Origin of the sequence: Christiangramia sp. 3-2217-3z (genome assembly GCF_051195275.1) — a bacterium.
Lineage (GTDB): Bacteria > Bacteroidota > Bacteroidia > Flavobacteriales > Flavobacteriaceae > Christiangramia > Christiangramia marina.
Map to the genome: position 1 here is coordinate 1 of NZ_JBNJLI010000020.1, position 5,456 is coordinate 5,456.

The 5,456-nt window shown below is 31.6% G+C and carries 8 protein-coding genes; all 8 read right to left on the reverse strand.

From position 1 onward, the window contains the following. Positions 1-156 precede the first annotated feature (156 nt). Positions 157-618 carry a hypothetical protein gene (locus ACSHZO_RS15530; protein ID WP_298248370.1) on the reverse strand — a complete coding sequence of 154 codons (462 nt, stop codon included), beginning with the start codon at positions 616-618 and terminating at the stop codon, positions 157-159. Between the two features lie 163 nt (positions 619-781). Then, entirely contained in the window at positions 782-1,732 is a 951-nt protein-coding gene (locus tag ACSHZO_RS15535; protein WP_193712410.1) for a Fic family protein, read from the reverse strand. 220 nt (positions 1,733-1,952) lie between these two features. After that, entirely contained in the window at positions 1,953-2,429 is a 477-nt protein-coding gene (locus tag ACSHZO_RS15540; protein ID WP_298248371.1) for an SRPBCC family protein, read from the reverse strand. Positions 2,430-2,602: 173 nt separating this feature from the next. Beyond that, positions 2,603-3,028: a hypothetical protein gene (locus ACSHZO_RS15545; protein ID WP_298248372.1), complete on the reverse strand. Its 426-nt coding sequence runs from the start codon at positions 3,026-3,028 to the stop codon at positions 2,603-2,605. 243 nt (positions 3,029-3,271) lie between these two features. Then, positions 3,272-3,985 (reverse strand): hypothetical protein, encoded by a 714-nt coding sequence (locus ACSHZO_RS15550; RefSeq protein ID WP_298248373.1) that lies wholly within the window; start codon positions 3,983-3,985, stop codon positions 3,272-3,274. Between the two features lie 159 nt (positions 3,986-4,144). Next, positions 4,145-4,339 carry a hypothetical protein gene (locus ACSHZO_RS15555; RefSeq protein ID WP_298248374.1) on the reverse strand — a complete coding sequence of 65 codons (195 nt, stop codon included), beginning with the start codon at positions 4,337-4,339 and terminating at the stop codon, positions 4,145-4,147. After that, entirely contained in the window at positions 4,340-4,774 is a 435-nt protein-coding gene (locus ACSHZO_RS15560; RefSeq protein ID WP_298248375.1) for a hypothetical protein, read from the reverse strand. A 100-nt stretch (positions 4,775-4,874) separates the two neighbouring features. Next, on the reverse strand, positions 4,875-5,456 hold a 582-nt coding region (locus tag ACSHZO_RS15565), incomplete at its 5' end, for an IS30 family transposase (protein WP_298248376.1).

Genomic DNA, 5,456 nt, shown 5'->3' on the forward strand with positions numbered 1-5,456 from the left:
ACCCTACGTAGATCTATGCAAATATGCTGCTTAAAATTTATTGAAAATGGTTTGTTTTTGATCTTGGAATACGGTTACCGCAAGTTGCGGGAGTAAGGACGCGGATTTGTCGGATTAGTTGATTTAATAATTGATCTCTAAAATAACAATTTTCATCTAGTTACCCGTTATTTGCGGTGAACCGTTGTTAGGTGCTGGCGGCTTGGTCAGATTTTTTATTGTATTTAAAGTTGTCATAATTACGATTGCAGCTTTTCCAGTTTCAATTTGAAAATTTTGTCGATTGTTCCTCAAATCAATAGTTGTGAATTTTGATAATTCTGGATTGTCAATTTCACTTTTAAAATCCCCAAAATCATAACTTACTATATTTTGAAATTTTATCTCTCTCCTTGTAGAATTATCAATTTCTAAAATTCTTCTTGTTGAAATTAAAGTTTTTGACTGCTTGTCAGATATTTCAATAATTGGAATTTCATTTGCGATTAAATCAAAGTCAGTTATAATTTTTTCTGAATCTGGATTTATCAGGCTAGTGAATTTCCAGTCCGTTTCTTTCGGCTCTAATCGATCTATAGCCGCTTTAGTTATTTTATATACTGATTTATCTGTTTTCATTCTTTGTTACAATCGCGATCCGCTTGCACCTAACGGTTACGTATATTCGTCAGTTGTGGTAGTGAAAATACGGATTTGTCCGCTTTAGTTAGTTATTCATGATTTCTAAAAGCTCTCTTTTAGCTGAATGGCCGCAATTGCGAATATGCGATGTTGTGCCCAGTTAAATGCTGTATCTGGTTTTATTTTTATCACCTATTTTTTTAAATAATTTGAGTTCTACTCCTTTCTTCAAATCACGACTTGCTGTTGCTGCAGAAATATCTTTGAAAACCTCCATATAATCTTTTCTGGTAAATTCTCTTTTGTTGAGCGATAGGAAATATTCAAGGCGATCTCTCTCATTTAAAGTACGGCTATTGAAATCTAGTAATTCATCTAATGATTTATTGATTACGCCCAGCATATAATCTATAAAAGCTGTTGAATTTCCAGACTTATCACTATCTGATAACGCTTTATAGTACTTTTCCTGGTCTTTGCTTATCAAAGTTTCGAAAGGTAAATATTCAAAAATTGGATATTTTTCCATCAATATTAAAGTTTGCCATAATCTTCCCATTCTACCATTTCCATCTAAAAATGGATGAATAAATTCCATTTCATAATGAAAAACACAGCTTTTTATTAGCTCTATTTCATTTGACGTTTTCAAGTAATTAAATAAGTCTTTCATCAAATAAGGAACATTTTGGTAGGGCGGAGCAAAATGTTCTACTTGTGATCCTTTCATTATTCCAACCCCTTGTTTTCTATATTTTCCGGCATCTTCTATAAGATTATTCATCAAATGTTTATGGCATTCTAGAAATGATTTTTCATTTGATGGTTTATAATTTTCTAAATGTTCATAGATCTCAATTGCATTTAAAACTTCTTTTACATCCTTTTTTGGACCAATGATCCTCTTATTTTCAAGCAAAGCTGTAATCTGTTCTTCAGTTAATGTGTTACCCTCAATTTTTAGTGAAGAATGAATAGTTTTTATTCTATTTTCCTTTCTCAATTTGGGAGAAGGTTTGTATAAATAGTTTGCATTGATAGCTCCAACTTTTTCGGAAATAGAAGTTATTTCTTTTAATATATTGGGTGTTATATCGTAAGGTGGTTTCATTTGATACTATCATTTGATATTATCAAATATAAGATCATTTGATTAATATTTGAAGGAAAAATCGTGATTTTAATTGGGCACAACGGTTTGCGGTTATCGCAAGTTGCGGGAGTAGGGACGCGGACTTGTCGGATTAACCATTTTGATTCTTGGTTTCTAAAAATACACTTTTTCCTAAAAAACCCGTAATTTGAGATGAACCGCTGTTAGCTCGCGTATTTTACTCCAATTTCACTTCTTTCCATTTGTCAGATTCTGCGAACTCTTTTATTATTTGATTTCTTTGCCCTAATAATCTTGTCATATAATTTCTTAGAAAGAGATAGTCTGCAATTTTCCCTAAAAACATTAATGGTGATTTATAGTCAAAAATATCTGTCATTAAAGTTCCATTTTCTTCTTTACTAAATATGTGCTGATGTTTGAAACTCTCAAAAGCACCACTTACCATTTCATCGGGGAAATTGTCGGAGTAGTTGTAATCAGTAATTTTAGTTGTCAATTTTTGAGTAACTCCAAAATGTTTTCCTTTCCAGGTTACACTTTCATTTGGACCAATTAAGCCACTTGTTACTCCAGCAATAGCTTCTTCATTGGTTTGTGCTACCGAAATTTTATGTAAATCAATACTTCTTGATAAATTGAACACCAATTCTTTGTCAGCCTTTATGTGAGTCAGTAATTTTATTCTTGGCATTCTCTTTCCGAATATGCGTGCTAACGGTCTCGGCTATCGCAAGTTGCGTGAGTAGGGACGCGGAGTTGTCGGCTTAATTGTTTTCTTTCCTGGTTTCTAAAATTACACTTTTTCGGCAATACCCGTTATTTGCGATGAGCCGTTGTTGTTGCGCGTTTTTGATTCTATAAACTTTAATCGATAATTTTTTCTATAGAAAGTTTATCTACTTTTAACCATCTCAAAATATCTTTGGCTAATTTTTTATTCTGTTTTTTAGCGATTTCAAATTCATTCATTAAACCTGATAAATACAATCTTTCATTAACCGTTGTTCCTAAGAAGTCTGATTGATTTTGAATTAATGATTCTATCTTTTTTTGAATTAGTTTGCGATAAACATAATCACAGGCTTCTTTTTCCTGGTCAAATTTGATTACAGAATGTTTTTCACCTTTTTCGATAAAATAAGTTTCATATTCAATTCCAAATTTCCCTTTTTTTATACTTAAAGCTATTTTGTCATTATTGTTTTTTGAGCCACAAAGTCCGTTTAAATAATACTCATTTTCATCAATTCCACTCTTTTTTAGTTTTTTATTTAAATCAGAAATATTCATTTCGAAAAGTGTTTTTAATAAGTATTATTTGAATTTAATGTATTGAATTATTTTTTTCTATAATCAATTACGAAAATGAATTTTTCTTTGAAAAAATGCGCTACAACGGTTACGGTTATCGCAAGTTGCGGGAGTAATGACGCGGACTTGTCGGCTTAGTAGTTTTCACAATTGGTCTCTAAAGTAACCATTTTCAGCAAACTACCCGTTATTTGCGATGAACCGATGTTGGGGCCTGTTTTTTTAGTGTAACACATCATTTATGTAACTAAGAAATGAAATAATTTTTAAGGAATTTATTTTTGATCCATAATTTGAATCTATTCCGTGCAGTATTTCATGTCGGTTAAGTCGAACTGGAAATTTTTCAAGATTACTACTATGTTCGTTTATAGCAGTAGGTTCATTCATTGGAGCTAAAAATTCCTTCAATAACAACACGGAATCATTAGCTAAGATTTCTTCAATTTCAGGTTTGTATTTCTTTCTTCTAGTTAGTTTAGAATTGTTTTTGAAAAACAACTTTTTTGATTTGTCATAACATAATCCATCTGCTTGGGTTAGTAATAATGTTATTGAAGAAAAATAGTTTTTATTTCTGTGATTTTGGATACCTTCTTTTAAAACTCCTTCTCTATGTTGATTCTTTTTAATTAATCTAGTTTCAATATTTTCTAATTCATTTTCGTAGTAATTAATCAGGAATTGATCGACCTCCTCAACTTTACCTTTCTTTAGTTTTTCTCCTAATTCTATAGAGGTTTTAGGTAGATGACTATAGTCTATATACCAGCCGTATTTTGCCAATTCCCTTAAACCATCTGGAGTTTTTTCTTCGATGGTTTTCATTATTTGAGTTATCATTGCGAAAGGATTCTGATAATTATCAGTGTATTCCTTTAAAGCATCTTGAAGAATCTCAATTCTTTCTTTAATTTCCTCTGTATTACGAAGCATTATATAAAAATTGGCCCCAACGGTTACGGTTATCGCAAGTTGCGGGAGTAAGGACGCGGACTTGTCGGCTTAGTTATTTTGTTTTTTGGATTCTAAAATTACACTTTTTCGACTTAACCCGTTATTTGCGATGAACCGATGTTGTGCTTAGTTTTTTTCTCAAATTAATTTATTAATTCCAACAATAATTGCAGCTATAAATAGCAGACTAACCATTCCATTAATAAATGCATCTTCCTTCAAAAACTCTTTGAAATTTCTATCGGATTTCCATAATCTTGAAATAAACCACCTGATTCCTGCTCCAGGATATTGCAAAATCAAAATTATTATCGTTTCAAAAATTATTTCCATCTAATTCTTTTCCAAGACGTTTAATCCTATCTCCCTTGCAAGAGTTAGTAATGGTTCGATTTTATCTCGTTCTTTAAATCTTATAATATTTGTCCAATCCCATTCTTCACTATATACGGCTCTGAATTCCGGTAATATTATGTCGTAACGTTTTCCCGATTCTCCTGTTTGATTTTTTATGTCACACCTTTTAAGAAGATGATTTTTTGAATTAACGGAGTAGATATAGAATCTGTTTTGCTTTTTATATTTCCATAAATATGTTGGAGTCAAATCATAAAGTTCACTAATGAAATTTTCAAATTTTCTTCTTCTATTTGCTATTTCTTTTTCACCAATTTCGTGAATTTCTTTATTAAATTCATTCTCTGTCAACCAATGATCAAAAACACTTATAAATATTATATCATAATCACTATTTTCATCCTCAATCAATTTACTTAATGAAGGAAGTTGATAATTAATATTTTTCGATTCTTGATTAGTTAATTTCTGCTGGATTCAAGGTTGTAGCGCAACAAAGCGTATTAAAAAGTTAGGTATTCAAATATAATTTTTTTCGTTCGAGATCCATCATTTCTTGTGGCGTATTATACCCTAGTATTTTACGAGGTCTGTTGTTGAGTTTATCCTGTATGATCTGCAACTGTTTTTGATTAATTTGCGCAAAGCTAGTTCCTTTAGGGAGGTATCTTCTGATGAGTCCATTGGTGTTTTCATTAGTACCTCTTTCCCAGGAAGAATAGGGGTGAGCGAAGTAGATTTGCATTCCTGTTTTTTGAGTGATTTTCTTATGTGCTGCCATTTCAATTCCGTTGTCATAGGTCATGGTTTTCTTGAAGATTGGATCCATTTTATTTAAGGTTTTAGAGAATAATTTACTTACATGATCTGATTTTTTATTGTTTAATTTTACAATTAGAGTGTATCTAAACTTACGTTCTACGATAGTTCCGATAACACTTTTATGATTGGAGCCCACCATGAGATCACCTTCCCAGTGACCGCTTTCCTGTCTGAGGTTTATATGTGCTGGTCTTTGATCAATGCTGACCTGATCGATAATTCTGCTTCCTTTTCTTCTTCGTCTAATCCTTGATTTTCTTCGTCCGGTTCC

What these genes read in the sequence shown, in the direction of transcription:
- ACSHZO_RS15535 (WP_193712410.1), bottom strand. Translation starts at nt 1,732, where the DNA reads ATGAAACCACCTTACGATATAACACCCAATATATTAAAAGAAATAACT.
- ACSHZO_RS15545 (WP_298248372.1), bottom strand. Translation starts at nt 3,028, where the DNA reads ATGAATATTTCTGATTTAAATAAAAAACTAAAAAAGAGTGGAATTGAT.
- ACSHZO_RS15550 (WP_298248373.1), bottom strand. Translation starts at nt 3,985, where the DNA reads ATGCTTCGTAATACAGAGGAAATTAAAGAAAGAATTGAGATTCTTCAA.
- ACSHZO_RS15530 (WP_298248370.1), bottom strand. Translation starts at nt 618, where the DNA reads ATGAAAACAGATAAATCAGTATATAAAATAACTAAAGCGGCTATAGAT.
- ACSHZO_RS15555 (WP_298248374.1), bottom strand. Translation starts at nt 4,339, where the DNA reads ATGGAAATAATTTTTGAAACGATAATAATTTTGATTTTGCAATATCCT.
- ACSHZO_RS15540 (WP_298248371.1), bottom strand. Translation starts at nt 2,429, where the DNA reads ATGCCAAGAATAAAATTACTGACTCACATAAAGGCTGACAAAGAATTG.